This is a genomic window from Chitinimonas sp., assembly GCF_036568685.1.
Lineage (GTDB): Bacteria > Pseudomonadota > Gammaproteobacteria > Burkholderiales > Chitinimonadaceae > Chitinimonas.
Genome location: NZ_DATCSC010000124.1, coordinates 15,652 through 33,088, shown reverse-complemented (window position 1 = coordinate 33,088; position 17,437 = coordinate 15,652). Strand labels below are relative to the sequence as shown.

The 17,437-nt window shown below is 64.0% G+C and carries 14 protein-coding genes; 10 read left to right on the top strand and 4 right to left on the bottom strand.

The annotated features are described in order from the left end of the window. Positions 1–79 precede the first annotated feature (79 nt). From VIM95_RS17225 to VIM95_RS17195, 7 genes are all read left to right on the top strand, one after another. Positions 80–3,913, top strand: a complete 3,834-nt coding sequence (locus VIM95_RS17225; RefSeq protein WP_331988181.1) for an FAD/FMN-binding oxidoreductase — start codon at positions 80–82, stop codon at positions 3,911–3,913. A 52-nt stretch (positions 3,914–3,965) separates the two neighbouring features. Further along, entirely contained in the window at positions 3,966–4,943 is a 978-nt protein-coding gene (locus VIM95_RS17220; RefSeq protein ID WP_331988179.1) for an alanyl-tRNA editing protein, read from the top strand. 30 nt (positions 4,944–4,973) lie between these two features. Further along, positions 4,974–6,494 (top strand): ubiquinone biosynthesis regulatory protein kinase UbiB, encoded by a 1,521-nt coding sequence (gene ubiB / locus VIM95_RS17215; RefSeq protein WP_331988177.1) that lies wholly within the window; start codon positions 4,974–4,976, stop codon positions 6,492–6,494. Positions 6,495–6,588: 94 nt separating this feature from the next. Then, on the top strand, positions 6,589–7,791 hold the full coding sequence (locus VIM95_RS17210; protein ID WP_331988175.1) for a porin: 1,203 nt from the start codon (positions 6,589–6,591) through the stop codon (positions 7,789–7,791). Between the two features lie 10 nt (positions 7,792–7,801). Next, positions 7,802–8,212 carry a hypothetical protein gene (locus VIM95_RS17205; protein ID WP_331988173.1) on the top strand — a complete coding sequence of 137 codons (411 nt, stop codon included), beginning with the start codon at positions 7,802–7,804 and terminating at the stop codon, positions 8,210–8,212. A gap of 175 nt (positions 8,213–8,387) precedes the next feature. Next, a complete protein-coding gene (gene ppc, locus VIM95_RS17200; protein ID WP_331988171.1) occupies positions 8,388–11,147 on the top strand; it encodes a phosphoenolpyruvate carboxylase in 2,760 nt (919 codons plus the stop codon). A 28-nt stretch (positions 11,148–11,175) separates the two neighbouring features. Continuing rightward, positions 11,176–11,655 carry a hypothetical protein gene (locus tag VIM95_RS17195; RefSeq protein WP_331988169.1) on the top strand — a complete coding sequence of 160 codons (480 nt, stop codon included), beginning with the start codon at positions 11,176–11,178 and terminating at the stop codon, positions 11,653–11,655. A gap of 41 nt (positions 11,656–11,696) precedes the next feature. Here VIM95_RS17195 and VIM95_RS17190 read toward each other — a convergent pair whose 3' ends face one another. From VIM95_RS17190 to VIM95_RS17175, 4 genes are read right to left on the bottom strand one after another with little or no spacing between them, the layout of a single operon-like run. Then, positions 11,697–12,170, bottom strand: coding sequence for a DoxX family protein (locus tag VIM95_RS17190; RefSeq protein ID WP_331988168.1), 474 nt, complete (start codon positions 12,168–12,170; stop codon positions 11,697–11,699). Then, complete coding sequence (locus VIM95_RS17185; protein ID WP_331988166.1) at positions 12,167–12,937, bottom strand: DNA-binding domain-containing protein; 771 nt, start codon at positions 12,935–12,937, stop codon at positions 12,167–12,169. Before VIM95_RS17185 ends, VIM95_RS17190 begins: the two co-directional genes overlap by 4 nt. After that, entirely contained in the window at positions 12,934–13,764 is an 831-nt protein-coding gene (locus tag VIM95_RS17180) for a DUF692 domain-containing protein (RefSeq protein ID WP_331988164.1), read from the bottom strand. Before VIM95_RS17180 ends, VIM95_RS17185 begins: the two co-directional genes overlap by 4 nt. A 59-nt stretch (positions 13,765–13,823) precedes the next feature. Next, the gene (locus tag VIM95_RS17175) at positions 13,824–14,093 is read right to left on the bottom strand and encodes a DUF2282 domain-containing protein (protein WP_331988162.1); all 270 of its coding nucleotides are present in this window, start codon (positions 14,091–14,093) and stop codon (positions 13,824–13,826) included. Between the two features lie 229 nt (positions 14,094–14,322). Here VIM95_RS17175 and murB point away from each other — a divergent pair, with 229 nt between their 5' ends. The 3 genes from murB to VIM95_RS17160 all read left to right on the top strand — a co-directional run bounded on the left by murB (position 14,323) and on the right by VIM95_RS17160 (position 17,433). Next, a complete protein-coding gene (gene murB / locus VIM95_RS17170; RefSeq protein ID WP_331988160.1) occupies positions 14,323–15,336 on the top strand; it encodes a UDP-N-acetylmuramate dehydrogenase in 1,014 nt (337 codons plus the stop codon). 173 nt (positions 15,337–15,509) lie between these two features. Then, entirely contained in the window at positions 15,510–16,520 is a 1,011-nt protein-coding gene (locus tag VIM95_RS17165) for an ABC transporter permease subunit (protein ID WP_331988158.1), read from the top strand. 7 nt (positions 16,521–16,527) lie between these two features. Further along, positions 16,528–17,433, top strand: coding sequence for an ABC transporter permease subunit (locus VIM95_RS17160; protein WP_331988156.1), 906 nt, complete (start codon positions 16,528–16,530; stop codon positions 17,431–17,433). Positions 17,434–17,437 lie beyond the last annotated feature (4 nt).

The window sequence follows — 17,437 nt, the reverse complement described above, 5'->3', positions numbered from 1 at the left end:
CATTCGGTAGTGTTCGATGCGGCGCAACATTTCGGCTAGAATAATTGACCCCGATCCCCCGCCGAAATGGTTTTTACCAATGGCCGCCGACGCCCCCCGCCTGCGCGAAATTCCCTATAACTACACCTCGTTCTCCGACCGTGAAATCGTGATTCGCCTGCTCGGCGAATCGAGCTGGCAAGTGCTGGATGCCCTGCGCGGCGAGCGCCGTACCGGCCGCTCTGCCCGCATGCTGTTCGAGGTGCTGGGCGATATCTGGGTGGTGCAGCGCAACCCCTACCTGCAGGACGACCTGCTGGACAATCCCAAGCGGCTGGCCGCCCTGACGGAGGCCATGCGCCATCGGCTGCGGGCGGTGGAGGAGCGGCGCGCCGACAACCCCCAGGTCGGCGAATTGCTGGCCAAGGCGGCCGCGGCAGTCGATGCCTTTGAACGCTTCTTTCCCGAGACGGCCGAACTGCGCCGCAAGGTCTACAAGCGCCTGGCCGGCATTACCCGCAAGGACAATATCTGTTTTGACGGCCTGGCCCGGGTCAGCCATGTGACCGACGCCACCGACTGGCGGGTGGAATATCCCTTCGTGGTGCTGAATCCGGACCACGAAGATGAGATGGCCGGCCTCGTGAAGGCTTGTATCGAGCTCGGTCTGACCATCATCCCGCGTGGCGGCGGTACTGGTTATACCGGTGGTGCGGTGCCGCTGACCCCCATGTCTGCGGTGATCAATACCGAAAAGCTGGACCGCCACAACGGCGTGGAATACTTGGACCTGCCCGGCGTGGAGGGCAAGGTAGCCACCATCAACTGTGGCGCTGGCGTGGTGACCAAGCGGGTGATGGAAGCCGCTGAGGCCGAAGGGCTGGTGTTCGCGGTCGACCCGACCTCGGCCGAGGCAAGCTGCGTGGGCGGCAATGTAGCCATGAACGCCGGCGGCAAGAAGGCCGTGCTGTGGGGCACTGCGCTGGACAACCTCGCCAGCTGGAAAATGGTGGACCCGGACGGCAACTGGCTGTTCGTCGAGCGCATCAACCATAACCGCAGCAAGATCCACGATGCCGAGATGGCCACCTTCAAGCTGCGCCGGCTGCAACCGGACGGCAAGACGCTGATCTCGGAAGAAACCCTCAACATCCCCGGCCCGCAGTTCCGCAAGGTGGGCCTGGGCAAGGACGTCACCGATAAATTCCTGGCCGGACTGCCGGGTGTGCAGAAGGAGGGGACCGACGGCATCATCACCTCGGCCCGCTTTATCCTGCACCGCATGCCCAAGCATGTCCGTACCGTCTGCCTGGAGTTCTTCGGCACGGTGGCGCAGGCCACGCCGGCCATCGTCGAGATCAAGAACTATCTGGATGCGCACCCGCACGCCATCCTGGCGGGCCTTGAGCACCTCGACTGGCGCTATGTGCGCGCCGTGGGCTACGCCACCAAGGCCAAGTCCAAGGGCCGGCCCAAGATGGTGCTCTTGGCCGATATTGTGTCGGACGACGAGAACGCGGTCGGCGAGGCCTCCTCCCAGGTGGTTCGACTGGCCAACGCCCGTCATGGCGAGGGTTTTATCGCGGTGACCTCCGAGGCGCGCAAGAAATTCTGGCTGGATCGCAGCCGCACCGCCGCCATCGCCCGCCATACCAACGCCTTCAAGATCAACGAGGACGTGGTGATCCCGCTGCCGCGCCTGGGTGACTACTCGGACGGTATCGAGCGCATCAATATCGAGCTCAGCATCCAGAACAAGCTGCAACTGCTGACCAGGTTGGATGCCTTCTTCAGCGAAGGGCGGCTGCTGGTGGATGCCGGCGAGGCCGCGGTCAGCCATGAGGAGCTGATCGCCGAACGGCGCGAGGCTGCGCTGGCGACGGTGCGCGGCGTGCAGGCCCGCTGGGCCTGGGTGCTGGCGCATCTGGACGATGCCTTCGAGCAGTACACCGCGCACTACCCCCATGCACCGCTGGAACCGGCGACCGACATCGACCCGCCGCAAAGCGTGTTCCATGCCCTGCGCGACTTTGCCCTGCGTATCTCCTGGAAACGCGAGCTGCTGGCCGAGCTGGACGCCATGTTCTCGGGCGAGCGCGACGCGCCCATTCGCGAGGCCATCCGCGCCATCCACAAGAAGACCCTGCACGGCCGGGTCTTCGTGGCGCTGCATATGCACGCCGGTGACGGCAATGTACACACCAACCTGCCGGTCAACTCGGATGACTACGAGATGCTGCAGACCGCGCACAAGGCGGTGGCCCGCATCATGGTGCTGGCGCGCGACCTGAATGGCGTGATCTCGGGTGAGCACGGCATCGGCATCACCAAGCTGGAATTTTTGACCGAAGAAGAGATCGGCCCCTTCCGCAGCTACAAGCAGCGGGTCGACCCGCAAGGCCGCTTCAACAAAGGCAAGCTCCTGGCCGGCGCCGACCTGCGCAATGCCTATACGCCGTCCTTTGGCCTCCTGGGTGCCGAATCGCTGATCCTCGAGCAATCGGACCTCGGTCAGATATCGGACATGGTCAAGGACTGCCTGCGCTGCGGTAAGTGCAAACCGGTCTGCGCTACCCATGTGCCGCGCGCCAACCTGCTGTACTCGCCGCGTAACAAGATCCTGGGCGTGGGCCTGTTGACCGAGGCCTTCCTCTACGAAGAGCAGACCCGCCGCGGCGTGAGCTTCAAGCACTTCGAAGAGCTGGGAGACGTGGCCGACCACTGCACCGTCTGCCACAAGTGTGTGAACCCCTGCCCAGTGAAGATCGACTTCGGCGACGTGACCATCGCCATGCGCAACTTCCTGCGCAAGACCGGCCACCGCAAGTTCAACCCTGGTACCGCCGCGGCCATGGCCTTTTTGACCGCCAAGGACCCGGCCACCATCAAGACCCTGCGCGCCGGCATGATGGGCTTGGGCTACAAGCTGCAGCGGCTGGGCCACGACGTGCTCAAGGTCGCGGCCAAGGCGCAGACCGCGGCGCCGCCGGCCACCGTCGGTAAGTCGACGGTCAAGACCCAGGTGATCCACTTCATCAACAAGAAGATGCCGGGCAATCTGCCCAAGAAGACCGCTCGCGCGCTCTTGGATGTCGAGGACGCCGAGGTCATCCCGGTCATTCGCAATCCCAAGCTGTCGGCTGACGACAGCGAGGCGGTGTTTTACTTCCCGGGTTGTGGCTCGGAGCGCTTGTTCTCGCAGGTGGGCCTCGCCACTCAGGCCATGCTCTGGCACGTAGGCGCTACCACGGTGCTGCCGCCGGGCTATCTGTGCTGCGGCTATCCGCAGACCTCCTCGGGCTTTGCCGACAAGGGCGAACAGATCACCACCGAGAACCGGGTGCTGTTCCATCGCCTGGCCAATACCCTCAACTACCTCGACATCAAGACCGTGATCGTGTCCTGCGGTACCTGCATGGATCAGCTGCAGAAGTACCAGTTCGAGCAGATATTCCCTGGCTGCCGCCTGCTCGACATCCACGAGTACCTGCTCGAGAAGGGCGTCAAGCTGCAGGGCGTGGCCGGTACCCGCTACATGTACCACGACCCTTGCCACACGCCCATCAAGACCATGTCGCCGATCAAGCTCGCAAACGAGCTGATGGGCCAGCAGGTGGACCTGAACGAGCGTTGCTGTGGCGAGAGCGGTACCCTGGCCGCCACCCGCCCGGATATCTCGACCCAGGTGCGCTTCCGCAAGGAAGAGGAGATGCGCAAGGGTGCCGAGGCGCTACGTGCCGGCGGCGAGGACCAGGTCAAGATCCTGACCTCCTGCCCGAGCTGTCTTCAGGGCCTGAGCCGTTACAACGACGATGCGGGCACCCAGGCCGACTACATCGTGGTCGAGATTGCCAAGCATGTGCTGGGCGAGAACTGGATGCCGGACTATGTCGAAACGGCGCGCAATGGCGGGATCGAGCGCGTACTGCTGTAATCCCGGGGGGCGGCCAGTTGGCCGCCCTTTTTCATGCCGGTGGAGGATGACGATGACCGAGCTGCTGTTCCGCCACGATGCCTATCTGCGCGAATGCGAGGCCGTGGTCGTGGCACTTGCCGATGGTGCGGTGGAGCTGGACCGTACCGTCTGCTACCCCATGGGTGGCGGCCAGCCGGGTGATAGCGGCGTGCTCTTGTGCGAAGGTGGCCGTGAACTACGGGTGGTCGATACCCGCAAGGGTGAGGCGCCCGACCAGGTCTGGCACCGCTTGGCCGAAGGCAGCGCACTGCCCGCCGTCGGCGAGCGGGTCACCCTCAGGCTCGACTGGGACCGCCGCTATGCCCATATGCGTTACCACACCGCGCTACACCTGCTGTGCGCAGTGGTGGCGGCGCCGGTGACCGGCGGCCAAGTGGCCGGGGACAAAGCCAGGTTGGACTTCGCGGTAGAGATGGACGCACTCGACAAGGACAGGATCGAGGCCGGCCTCAATGCCCTGGTCGCGGCCGGCCATGTGGTGAGTGCGCGCTGGGTGGAGGAGAGCGCGCTCGACGCCAACCCGGGTCGGGAGCCTGTTCACCCTATTTTCGCATTGGCGTTCGCCCTCTTGCCGGATGAAGGGCAAGGCGCAAGCCGCGCCGCGGTACGAGTACCGCAAGCGGCTTGTAACGCAGCAGTTCGCCGGCGAGATGGCGAACCCGTAGGGCCGGGCTGGCAAAGGGGCATCCGCTTCGTTATGTGCCTTGGCAATAGCCCCGCTATTGCCAGCGGCCCATGCCTTGCGCCTGCCCCTTTGCCAGTCCGGCGCCGATGTGAAAATAGGGTGAACAGGCTCCACAAGACCATGTCGGTGGCGCCACCACGCGGCGCCGGTATGGTACGGCTGATCGAAGTGGCCGGTGCCGATCTGCAGCCCTGCGGTGGTACCCATGTGCGCAATACCGCCGAGATCGGGCCGCTCCTGGTGCAGAAGATTCGTAGCGAAGGCAAACAGAACAAGCGCGTGATCATCGCTTTCGCGGGATAATCGCGCTTTCGCGTCGCTACGACTGGTCACATGTTCCTGTTCCGCCTCTTCAAGATACTCCGCGTCGTCTATGTCTACGGCCTTGATGAGCTCATCCTCGGGCACGAGCGGGTGCGGGGGCTGGCGGCGCTGGTACGGCGGCTCTTCTTCTGGCGTCGCATTGATGCACCGCGGGCAGTACGGCTGCGGCGTGCACTGGAGCGCTTGGGTCCCATCTTCGTCAAATTCGGCCAGGTACTCTCCACCCGCCGCGACCTGGTGCCCTTGGACCTCGCCGACGAGCTGGCCCGCTTGCAGGACAAGGTCAAACCTTTTGACGGCAAGATCGCCGCCGCCGTGATCGAGCAGGCCCTGGGCCAGCCGCCGGAGCGCCTGTTCAAGCGCTTCGAGGCGGTGCCGGTGGCCTCGGCCTCGGTCGCCCAGGTACACGTGGCCGAGTTGCCCAACGGCCGCAAGGTGGCGGTCAAGGTGCTGCGCCCCGGCATACTGGCAGTGATCGAATCGGACCTGGCGCTGCTCCGCATCATGGCCTGGCTGGTGGAGAAGCTGTTCTCCGACGGCAAACGGCTCAAGCCGCGCGAGGTGGTGGCCGAATTCGACCGCTACCTGCACGATGAACTGGACCTGCAGCGCGAGGCCGCCAACGCCAGCCAGCTGCGGCGCAACTTCCAGGGCTCGGACATGCTGATCGTGCCCGAGGTGTTCTGGGACTACACCCGCCGCGAGGTGATGGTGCTGGAGTGGATGGACGGCATCCCGATCTCGCAGATCGACACCCTGCGAGAGCAGGGTATCGACCTCAAGAAGCTCAGTCGCTTCGGGGTGGAGATCTTCTTCACCCAAGTGTTCCGCGACGGCTTTTTCCACGCCGACATGCACCCGGGCAATATCTTCGTGGCCGCCGACAACCGTTATATCGCGCTCGACTTCGGCATCGTCGGCAGTCTCTCGGACTACGACAAGCGCTACCTGGCGATCAACTTCCTGGCCTTTTTCAATCGCGACTACAAGCGGGTGGCCAGTGCGCATATCGAATCGGGCTGGGTGCCGGCGAATACCCGGTTGGAGGAATTGGAATCGGCCATCCGTGCTGTCTGCGAGCCTATCTTCGACAAGCCGCTTGCGGAAATCTCGCTCGGCCAGATCCTCTTGCAGCTCTTTGAGACTTCGCGCCGCTTCAATGTAGAGATCCAGCCGCAGCTGGTGTTGTTGCAAAAAACCCTACTCAATATCGAGGGCCTGGGCCGCCAGCTCGACCCCGGGCTCGACCTCTGGGATACCGCCAAACCCTTTCTGCAACGCTGGATGAACGAGCAGATGGGCTGGCGGGCGTTGTGGCGGCACCTCAAGCAGGAGGCGCCGTACTGGGCCGAAGTGCTGCCGGCCTTGCCGCGCGCCGTGGCCACGCTTGCCGACCCGGAAAGGCAGGCTAAGCTGGTAAAGGCAACGGAGCAGATGCTCGAAGCGCAAAAACAGCGCAATGAATGGCTTGCCACCATCGCCGGCCTCCTGGCTGCCCTGCTGGTGATCCTGGCACTGATGCTGCGCTGAGTGTGTGCCGCGTTGCCCGAGCCTGACCGGCAAGGTGCGTCGATCAGGTCGGGTCTTATAAGCACCGTCTCCTTCTCATCAACGGAGCGTACAAGTGCGAACACTCAAACCCCTCACCCTGGCCACGCTGGCAGCGCTCTCCGTGGGCGCCTGGGCCGACGACTCGCCGATCAGCTTTTCCGGCTTCGGCACCGTGGGCGTCGTCCAGACCAATAACGACAATGCGCAGTACCGTATCAGCGCTCGCCCGCCCAGTGGCGCTGACAAATCTGCTTCCTTCGACGTTGACAGCAAGCTGGGCCTGCAGGTTAGTGGCAAGATCAACCCTCAGTTTTCCCTGACTGCCCAGGTGATCGTCGAGCAGGACGATGAAAACCGCTACCGGCCCGAGCCGGAGTGGGTATTCGCCAAGTACGACGTGACCGATGCCGTGTCGATCCGGGCCGGCCGTGTGGGCTTGCCAGCTTTTCTGATCTCGGACTTCCGCAAGGTCGGTTATGCCAATGTCTGGGTACGTCCACCCACCGAGGTCTACGGCCAGGTGCCGCTCTCCACCTTGGATGGCGCCGACGTGATCTGGCGCCTGCCCATGGGCGACAATACTCTGACCTTCCAGCCCTATGCCGGCCGCTCCAAGTTCGACCTGGCGGGCGGAACCGAGGGCAAGGGCAAGAATCTGTATGGGCTCAATGTCTCCTACGAGGTGGGCTCCCTGCTGCTGCGGGCCGGTTACCTGCGCACCAAGCTGTCCTTGCAGAACAACGACACCCGCGCGCTGTTTGCGGCCATGCGTTCCGTGCCGCTGCCTGGCTGGGCGGCGGCGGCGGGCGAGTTGGAGGGCATAGACAAACGTGCCAGCTTTTCCGGCGTGGGTGCGACCTGGGACGATGGCAAGCTTTTGCTGCAAGGGGAATACACCCAGCGCCGCACCAAGAGCTTTGTTGAGGATACCGATGGCTGGTACACCACTGCCGGCTACCACTTTGGCGACTTCACGCCCTATGTCAGCTACGCCAAGGTCAAAACCAAGCACCGCGCGGTGGTGGAAGGCCTCTTGGCGCCCACGCCGCAGTTGGCCGGCCTGCGCGCTGCCGCGCTGAGCGGCCAGGCAGGGGCGGACCAGAAGGCGGCGACCTTGGGGGTGCGCTGGAACGTGTACAAGAACATTGACCTCAAGGCGCAGTACGACCGTGTGAAGACCGAGGTCGGCAAGGACAACTTCTTTGCCCACCAGACCGCCAATTTCCCCGGCCAGACGGTCAACGTCTACAGCCTTGCTGCGGACTTCATCTTTTAAGGAGGCGGCCATGAAACTATCCAGTCTCGTATTGGCAGCTTCCTTGATGGGAGCGGTGCAGGCCGCAGACATTGCGGTAGTGGTCAATCCCAAGTCCGGTGTCGACAGCCTGTCGGCTGAGCAGATTGCCAACCTTTTCCTAGGTAAGGCGACCAGCTTCCCCAGTGGAGGTGCTGCCACGCCGGTGGACCAGAATGATGGTGCAACCCGCGAGGAATTCAGCAGCAAGGTGCTCAAGAAGGACTCCGCCGGGGTCAAGGCGCACTGGGCCAAGATGCAGTTCACCGGCAAGGGCACGCCGCCCAAGGAGGTCGGGGGGAGTGGTGACGTGAAGAAGTTCGTTGCCGGCAATCCCGCGGGCATCGGCTACATCGAGAAAGGCGCAGTCGACGGCAGCGTCAAGGTCGTGGGTTCGTTCTGAGCACCGCGTCTTCACCCCGAAAACCGCGCTACGGCGCGGTTTTTTATTGCTCCTTGTGGTGTGGATGTTGCGACTGCGGGAAAACCGCTATTGTGTAGTTATACTACATTTCCCTACGAGCTTAGCCTTCGCTACGCTTGGTGTTGCACTGCACACTTCCCACGCGAGATACACCATGGCCCTCTACGATAACGCTGCCGCCAAAGACCTGCCGCTTGAGCAGGACCTCGACCTGCTGGCCCGCCTGCTGGCCGATACCATCCGTACCGAGACGGGCGAGGACACACTCAAGCAGATCGAGGCCATACGCGAGCTGGCGGTGCGCTTTGTGTGGGAAGCCGATACCGGTGCGGCAGACGAGTTGGCCAGTACCCTGGCCAATCTGAGCCATGACAACACGGTGGCCTTGGCACGGGCCTTCAGCTATTTCTCCCATCTCTCGAATATTGCCGAGGATCTACACCACAACCGCCGTCGTCGCTATCACCGCATCCAGGGTAGCAAGCCGCAGCGCGGCAGCCTGGGCCATGCGCTGGAAGAGCTGACCGGCCGTGGCGTGTCGGCCGAGGCAATCAAGAACCTGGTAGCGGCCACCCTGATCGCGCCGGTGCTGACCGCCCACCCGACCGAAGTGCAGCGCAAGACCCAGCTCGATTGCGAACATACCATCGCCCGCACGCTGACCATGCGCGACCGGCAGGCACTGACGCCTGAGGAATTGGAGGAAAACGACATCGCGCTCAAGCGCGTGGTGCTGACGCTCTGGCAGACCCGCGAGATCCGTGCCTTCAAGCTTTCGGTCAAGGATGAGATCGAGAATGGCCTGAGCTATTTCCGCTCCACCTTCCTCAAGCAGCTGCCACGCATCTATATCGAGCTGGAGGACCGCTTGGCTGCGCTCCTGGGTGAGCCGGTGGCGCTACCGCCCTTCATGCATGTGGGGTGCTGGATAGGCGGTGACCGCGATGGCAATCCCTTTGTCACGCCCGAGGTCACCCTGCATGCGGTAGCGCGGCAGGCGGCAGTGGCCTTTGATTTCTATTTTGAGGAAGCTACCAAGCTGGAGGGCGAGTTGAGCCTTTCGTCCCGCCTGGTCGAGGTCAGCGAGGCTGTGCAGCAACTCGCCGCCGGCTCGCCTGACCAGCCGGTCAGCCGCGCCGAGGAGCCCTACCGGCAGGCCATGGCTGCCATCCGCCAGCGTATCCTGGCTACCGCCCACCTCTTGGGCAAGTTCCGTGGTGGCATCCTGTCCGATGCTGGTGCCCAGGCCTACGGCCACTCCAGCGAGCTCGCCGCCGATCTGCGCGCCATCGCCGCCTCGCTGCAGGCGCATGGCTCGGCCATCCTGGCCAGCGGCCGGCTGCGCCGCTTGATCCGCGCTGTCGAGGTCTTTGGTTTTCACCTGGCCCCGCTCGATATGCGCCAGCACAGCGGGGTGCATGAGAAGGTGGTGGCCGAGCTGTTTGCCGGCGCCGGGCTGGAGGATTATCTGGCGCTCGATGAAGCCGGCCGCCAGAGCGTATTGCTGCGCGAGCTGGCCAGCGCACGCCTGCTGGTCACCCCTTACGCCAATTACAGCGAGGACACCGCCAAGGAGCTGGCCATCGCCCGTACGGCGGCCGAGATCCACGCTCGCTACGGCGCGGCGGCCCTGCCCAACTACATCATCTCCAATGCCCAGAGCGTCTCCGACCTGCTGGAAGTGGCGGTGCTGCTCAAGGAAGTGGGCCTGATCGCGCTCTCGCCTTCCCCGCGCGCAGCCGTCAACATCATCCCCTTGTTCGAGACCATCCCCGACCTGCGTGGTAGTGACGCTATTGTCCGTGACCTGTTCGCGCTGCCGCAGTGGATGTGCCTGGTGGCCGAGCGGCACGGCGTGCAGGAGATCATGCTGGGCTATTCGGACAGCAACAAGGACGGCGGCTACCTGACCTCCAACTGGGAGCTGTACAAGGCCGAGGTCAAGCTGGTCGAAGTGTTCAAGGCCGCCGGCGTGCAGATGCGCCTGTTCCATGGCCGGGGCGGTTCGGTCGGGCGTGGTGGCGGTCCCAGCTACGAGGCCATTCTGGCCCAGCCGGCTGGCTCGGTCGCCGGGCAGATCCGCATCACCGAACAGGGTGAGATCATCGCCGCCAAGTATGCCGATGCCGAGGTGGGCCGACGCAATCTGGAAACCTTGCTGGCGGCGACCCTGAGCGCCAGCTTCCCTGCCCCCAAGGCCCTGGAGGCCGATACCGCGGAACGCTTGGCGTTGATGGAGCAGCTCTCGGGCTTTGCCTACCGCGAGTACCGCGACCTGGTCTACGCCACGCCTGAGTTCATCACCTACTTCCGCGAGGCGACGCCGATCTCCGAGATCGCCAAGCTCAACATCGGCAGCCGTCCCTCGGCCCGCAAGGCCACCAACCATATCGGCGACTTGCGCGCCATTCCCTGGGTATTTTCCTGGGCCCAGAGCCGGCTCATGTTGCCGGGCTGGTATGGCTTTGGTACCGCCATCGAGCACTACCGCAAGGAGAAGGGCGAGGCAGCCATCGAGGAGTTGGCTGCGCTGTACCAGGACTGGCCCTTCTTCCGCGCCACCATCAGCAATATGGAGATGGTGCTGGCCAAGAGCGATATCCAGATCGCCAGCCGCTACGCCACCCTGGTCAAGGACCCGGAGATCGCCCAGCGTATCTTCGGCCGCATCAAGGCGGAATGGCGGCGGGCGGTGGACGCGGTGCTGGCGATCACCGGCCACAAGAGCCTGCTCGGCGACAACCCATTGCTGGCTCGCAGCCTGAAGAATCGGCTACCCTATCTCGACCCCCTCAACCACCTGCAGGTGGACCTGATCAAACGCTTCCGCGAGGGGGACGAGAGCGAGGACGTGCTGTATGCCATACACCTCACCATCAACGGCATTGCTGCGGGGCTGCGTAACAGCGGCTAGCCGGTGTGCGCCCGGCGGCGGCCTCCTGGTGCTGGCCTTATGGGCCGGCCCCGCCGCTGCACTGCCGACCGACTTCAACGACAAGGTCGAGGCGGCCTTGCTATGCCGCTCGGAATGGAGCACCACCTTCTGGCAGGATTATTTCACCAAGCATTTGCAGGCCAGCGTGCGCGACTGGGGTGAGGCGCGCTGGTGGAACTCGCAGAACGCGCAACTGGGCGGGGTACCCAGCACCGAGGTCTTCCTCAACCTTGATGACAGCCGGGCGCTGATGATCGGTGCGCTCTTGGAGCAGCCGGTGGAATCGGCCAAGAAGACGCTGGAGGAGCGCTACCGGCTACAGTTCAAGCCGATACAGACCGCTGACGGCGTGCGTTATGTCAGCGATACCCTGTCGGTATTGGTCGGCACCACCGACCAGAAGACCAAGTGGTACTGCGCCAAGTGGAATATGGGTAACCGTGAGCGGGTACAGCCGCTGGCCCCCAAATATGGTCCGGGACCATAAAATAAAGACGCCACCGTGAGGTGGCGTTGTTCATTACTGCCTCAGCTCGCGCTGAAGCGCCGCTTGAGCCAATGGTCCACCGACAGCTTGCCCGGCCCGTGGGCCAGCAGCAGCGCCAGCAGGAGGCCCCAGTTCAGGTGGTGGGTCAGTGCGGCCGCCTGTTCAGGTGTGCCCAGCACATGCCAGTAGCTCACCACCGCCATGATATTGACGGCAGTCAGCCCGAGGGCTCCCAGCCGGCCTCCCAGGCCCAGGACCAGCAGCACCGGGAAGAATAGCTCGCCACCGGCACCCATGAAGGCTGCCAGCTGCGGTGGCAGCAGGGGCACGTGGTATTCGTCGGTAAAGAGTGAGACGGTGATGTCCCAATCGTCGATCTTGGTCAGGCCGGAGCTGAAAAAGACCTTGCCCACGTAGAGCCGGGCGGCAAGGTCGGCCAGCGGCGCGAACCAGTTCTCGATCAGGGTGATGGCGCAGCGGCCATAGCGGGCGACTGGCGTGGTCAGGGTGTTCATCGTGGCGCATCTAGGTTGAAGTCGACGATCACTTGGTCGTTTACCCAGCGCTGTAATGACACCCCGAAGTCAAATTCCAGGTCTTCGTCGAGTGCGCGCTCCAGTGCCTCGGCCAGTGGCAGGCCCAGCCGGCAGGCGTCCAGGAAGGCAAACTCGGCCGGCAAGAGCCGTCGTACCTGTACCCGGTTGCGGCCATCACGCCAGGCCAGCGCCAGCTCGCCGCCCTGGTCGGGGGAGGGAAAGGCATTGGCGGCATCATGCTCCAGTGGTTGATGCGCCCGCCATAGGCTCGCCACCGGCCAGCGCGAGCGCAAGAGACCGACCGCACGCGCCAGTTGCAGGCAGAGGCCCGCTTGCTGCTCGGGCGGCACGGCAGCCAATGCCTCAAAGGAGAAGTTGTTCTCGTCTTCGGCGTAGTAGGCCAGGTGGCAGAGCCAATCCAGCCGGGCGCAGTCGGCCAGATACGGCAGCTCCTGGGCTGGCGGGAATTGCGCGATAAAGTCGGCGAATGCTGCACCATAGCGGTTCAGGTCGCCCGAGTGCGAGGGGGTGAGCTTGGCGTGGGCGCGCGCCATGCCGCCGAAGAATTCATCGCCCACCAGTTGCCGTACGATGGGATAGGCCTCCGCCAGCGCATCAGCACGGTTGAAGAGCGCATTGTTGGCGTAGGCGCTGGCGCCGCGAGCATGCTCGCCAAAGAGGCGGGACGCCTCCTCGGGGTCGTGCATGGCGCGGGCAAAGCGGCGCTGCAGATCGTCCAGGCTCATGTGCTACTTACCTCCTGCAAGAGGGCCTTGGCCCGCCCGAGCTCGCTCAGCAGCTCGTCCAGGCTGGGCAGGTTATTGTCGCGTTCGAGCAATACGGGCACGGGGCCGAAGCGCATCAGTGCCTGCGCTAGCAGTGCCCAGACCGCTTCGCGTACCGGCGTGCCGTGGCTATCCAGCCACAGGCCGTCGTCACGTTCCTCGAAGCCGGCGACGTGGATCTCGCCGATCGCGTCGCGGGGCAGGGCTGCCAGCGCCATCTGGGTACTGCGGCCCAGGTTGTGCTCATTCACATATAGATTGTTCAGGTCGAGCAAGAGGCCGCAACCGCTGCGCCGGCTCAGTTCGGCCAGGAATTCGCCCTCGGGGATGGCATCCTCGGCATAGCTGACATAGGCCGACAGATTCTCGATCAGCAGCCGGCGGCCCAGTACATCCTGCGCCTCACCGACGCGCGCCACCATCAGCTCCAGCGCGGCCTCGCTATAGGGCAGCGGCAGCAGGTCGTTGTAGCACTCCTCGGGTGTGCGGTTCCAGCTCAGGTGTTCGGAGACGCTGGCTGGTGCCAGCCTGTCGATCAACTGGCGGAACTGCATCAGGTGGCCGCGATCGAGCGGGCTGGCCGAGCCCAGGCCCATGCCCACGCCATGCAGGCTCAGGGGGTAGTGCTCGCGTACGGCGGTCAGGGCAGCGAGATTGGCGCCGCCGCCAAAGTAGTTCTCCGGGTGGACTTCAAACCAGGCGACATCAGGCTGGCGAGCCAGCACCTCGCGGATATGCGGCAGGCGCAGGCCCAGTCCGGCGGCCAGTGGCAGGGTAGGGGACATCATGGTGCTCGAATGTAAAACGGGCGGCCCATGCCGCCCGCTGCTACGCCTTGGTCGCGCGTTTACTTCTTCTCGCCGGCCTTGGTGCTGCCGCCGAGCTTGTCGCAGGTGCCCTTGGCGACATACTTCCAATCGTTGGGGTCGTTGTCGGCCTTGGTCTGGCCGGCGCAGCTGTGGCTGCCGTTGGCCGAGGCACAGTCGTTCTTGCCGGCCTTGGCGACGCCGTAGCACTTCTCCTTGGCGGCCTTGTCGTCGGCCAGTGCGCCGGTCGACAGACCCATGGCGATAAGGCCGGTCAGGGCACCGGTGATAAGCGCTTGTTTCTTGTCCATGTCTGCAACTCCTAGATAAGGGTAAGGGTGAGCGGGTCTTGCCGCCTGCCTTCGTCGATCATAGTGCCGGAAATCTTACACGCAAACCAACACGACTTCGTCCGTGCAGCCACCTTAGGGCCGGACGACTGAATTGCAGATGAATGGTCTGGCCCGCCGGATTGGTAGGATTGCACGTAGCAACAAGGCCGATGGGTATAATGGCCGCGCTTTCCAACCCGGTACCACCATGTCCTCGCTTCCCGCCTCCTGTGCTGCATCGGTCGACCTGACCGGCATGCATACCCTGGCCCTGGCCGCTCGCGCTGCCTGGCTCTGCCGTCTTGACGACGTGGCGCAACTGGCTGATGTACTCGCGAGCGCGCCGCGCCCCTTGCGGGTGCTGGGGGGCGGTAGCAACTTGGTGCCTGCTGCAAGCGTGGATGGCACCGTGCTCAAGGTCGAACTCAAGGGCCGCGCCCTTCTGGGTGAAGACGAATACGCCTGGTACGTCGCTGCTGCCGCTGGCGAGAACTGGCACGACTTTGTGCAATGGACCCTGGCACAGGGGTGGCCCGGCTTGGAAAACCTGTCGCTGATTCCCGGTACCGTCGGTGCCGCGCCCATCCAGAATATCGGAGCCTATGGGGTGGAACTCAAAGACTCCTTCCATGCGCTCTCCGCACTCAGTCTGGAGGATGGCTCCTTGTGCGTCTTCACGCCTGAACAGTGTGCCTTTGGCTACCGCGATAGCGTCTTCAAGCGCGCCGAGGCCGGCCGCTGGTTGATCACCGAGGTGCTGTTCCGCCTGCCCAAGACTTGGCAGGCCAGGCTGGACTACGGTGATCTGCGTGCCCGGCTGGGCGAGCAAACGCCTACACCGCAGGCGGTAGCCGAGGCGGTCATGGCTACCCGCCGCAGCAAGTTGCCCGACCCGGCCGAGATCGGCAATGCGGGCAGTTTTTTCCACAACCCCGTGGTGAGTGCCGAGCAGGCCGCCGATCTCAAGGCGGGCCATCCCGGGCTGCCGGTTTATCCGCAACCCGACGGGCGCGCCAAGCTCGCGGCCGGCTGGCTGATCGAGCAGGCCGGCTGGAAGGGCCGCCGGCTTGGTCCGGTCGGCATGTATGAAAAGCAGGCTCTGGTGCTGGTCAACCATGGCGCTGCCGATGCCAGCGATGTAGCGGCCTTGATGCACGCCGTACAGGCGGACGTGGCCGAACGCTTCGGCATCGCGCTGCAGCCGGAGCCGGTCTGGTGGTAAATCTGCAGCACCCGCTTGCCAGTGGCCAGCAGCCTGGTCTGCCGCTGCGCCACATACCACAACCACTTGTCGCCACCGACGGCGGCAATTGCTGCCCCACTGACACGCGCGTAACATCGCGCGCTTTTCCACCCCCCGATCCAGGTCTACGCTGACCACCCGGAGGTAAGTACATGTTTTCCTTCTTCCTCAGGAAACTGGCGACCGTCATACCGACCTTCATCGGCATCACGCTGGTTGCTTTCGCCCTGATCCGTCTGATTCCCGGCGACCCGATCGAGGTCATGGTCGGCGAGCGCAAGCTCGACCCGGTCATGCACGCCGCCGCCATGCACCGCCTGGGCCTGGACCAGCCGCTACACGTACAGTATTTCCGCTATCTGAGTGACCTGGCGCATGGCGACCTGGGCATCTCCCTGGTGACCCGCGAGCCGGTGACCAAGGAATTCCTGACCCTGTTCCCGGCTACCATCGAGCTGGCGCTCTGTGCGCTCCTGTTCGCGGTGCTGGTGGGTCTGCCGGCCGGCATGATCGCCGGCCTCAAGCGGGGTTCGGTGTTCGACCACACGGTGATGGGGGCGGCCATGACGGGTTTCTCGATGCCCATCTTCTGGTGGGGCCTGATCCTGATCATGTTCTTCTCGGTCAAGCTCGGCTGGACGCCGGTGTCGGGCCGTATCGATATCGAATTCGACATTGCCCAGAAGACCGGCTTCCTCTTGATCGACAGCTGGCTGTCGGGTGAGGAGGGCGCGTTCAGGTCGGCTGTCATGCACTTGATCCTGCCCGCTATCGTGCTGGGCACCATCCCCATGGCGGTGATCGCCCGTATGACCCGCTCCTCCATGCTGGAAGTGCTGCGTGAGGACTATATCCGTACCGCCCGTGCCAAGGGCCTGGCACCCATGCGGGTGGTGGTGGTACATGCGCTGCGCAATGCCTTGATCCCGGTGATCACCGTGATCGGCCTGCAGATCGGTACCCTCCTGGGTGGTGCGGTGCTGACCGAGACCATCTATTCCTGGCCGGGCATAGGCAAATGGATCGTCGATTCGATTTCGCGCCGTGACTATCCGGTGGTGCAGGCCGGCATCCTGATCTCGGCCACCATCTTTATCGTGGTTAACCTGCTCGTGGACCTGCTCTACGGCGTGGTCAACCCGCGTATCCGTTCGGCGAAGTGAGGCCAGCATGACGACCCAGACCCAAGCCCTCGAAACCGTCCCGAGCTACCCGTCGCCTTTGAAGGAGTTCTGGCAGAGCTTCTCGCACAACAAGGGCGCGGTGGTGGCGCTGAGCCTCTTCCTGGTCACCGTTTGCTGCGCGCTGTTCGCCGGCTGGTTGGCCCCGCACGACCCGATCGAGCAGTACCGCGAGCATATGCTGACCCCGCCGTCCTGGGCCGATGGCGGCATGTCCACCTATCTGCTCGGTACTGACGAGCTGGGCCGCGACATCCTGTCGCGCCTGATCTACGGTGCCCGCATCTCGCTGTTCATCGCCTTTATGTCGGTGATCATGTCCTTCATTCCCGGCGTGGTGCTGGGCCTGTTGGCCGCCTTCTACCAAAAGCACCTGAGCCCGGTGATCATGCGCCTGATGGACATCATGCTGGCCCTGCCCAGTATTCTCCTGGCCATCTGCATCATCACCATCCTCGGCCCTGGCCTCGTGAACACCATGATCGCCATCGCCATCGGCACCCTGCCCAGCTATACCCGGCTGACCCGTGCCGCCGCCATGGCCGAGATCAACAAGGAATACGTCACCGCTAGCCGTGTGGCCGGTGCCGGCACCCTGCGGCTGATGTTCCTGACCGTGCTGCCCAACTGCATGGCGCCGCTGATCGTGAACGCGACGCTGGGCTTCTCCTCGGCCATTCTGGAAGTGGCCGCACTGGGCTTCCTGGGCCTGGGCGTGCAGCCGCCAACCGCCGAGTGGGGCACCATGTTGTCGGCCGCGCGTGACTACATCGAGCGGGCACCCTGGGTGGTGACCATGCCCGGCCTGACTATCCTGGTCACCGTGCTGTCGATCAACCTGATGGGCGACGGCCTGCGCGATGCGCTCGATCCCAAACTCAAGCGTGCAGCCTAAGGAG